This window comes from Oleiphilus sp. HI0043 (genome assembly GCF_001634935.1).
This window is the reverse complement of the sequence record NZ_LWEY01001934.1, coordinates 1-966: the sequence shown is the minus strand read 5'-3', so window position 1 is coordinate 966 and position 966 is coordinate 1. Positions and strand designations below refer to the sequence as shown.

1 protein-coding gene is annotated in these 966 nt (G+C 43.3%); it reads left to right on the top strand.

Annotated features, from left to right (window positions below; translation table 11 throughout):
• Nucleotides 1–966: AAA family ATPase (locus tag A3729_RS33685; RefSeq protein ID WP_197476293.1), on the top strand; the 966-nt coding region annotated here is incomplete at both ends.

The window sequence follows — 966 nt, the reverse complement described above, 5'->3', positions numbered from 1 at the left end:
GTTTCGTGCTAGTTTTTCAGGCTTTCATTAAAACCATTACAGAAGATAAGCCCTGGGTTATCTTTATTGATGACATTCAATGGGCAGACCGCGGAACTTTGCATCTGATACCGGAGTTGCTCAGTGAACCTGGTTGTCGCCTTCTTATATTACTTGCTTATCGAGATAATGAAGTTGATAGCCAGCACCCGGCTCAAAGCATGTTAAACAAAGTTGCCGCTCGAAAGTTTGAGGCGCAACATATAAAACTAAAACCGCTGAAAAAAGGCCAGTTACGTTTGCTAATTATGGATACTTTTCAGCGTACCCAAGCCGATGTTCAAGAGCTGGCAGATCTTGTTGTTTCAAAAACAGGAGGCAACCCTTTTTTCTCGATAGAGTTCCTTAAAGCGCTTGATAGGAAAGGTCTCGTAACGTTTGATATTTCAGAGCACTATTGGACTTGGGATTTGGAGACTATAAAATTAGAGTCGATAACTGATAATGTTGTCGAGCTCATGCTTGAACGCATGTCTGAGCTACCGATTAAAACCCAAAAGCTCCTCCAAAAAGCTGCATGTGTGGGTACCAGATTTGATTTGGAAACATTGGCTGTTGCCAGTGACTTACCCATGGAGGAAGTTGCTGAATCTTTGTGGCTGGCATTAAAAGAAGGCTTGCTTGTTCAGGAGGGGGGCGATTGGTTTTTAGCTGTAATCGGCGGCTTTCAGCAAACACTGCAAGGGGAGTACGGCGAAAGTGTATTGGTACCCCAAAAATTACTTAGCCAGTATTATTCATTGCGGAGCCATGAAACCGCAATTCATAGTTTTATCCCATCGTGTAAATTCCTTCATGATCGGATGTTGCAAGCAGCGTATGAGTCTTTGGGTGAGGAAGAGAGGGTCGATACTCACCTGAGTATAGGCTGGCGTCTATATAAGACTTATAGTGATGACGAAAAAGAAGAACGGGTGTTTGAGCTTG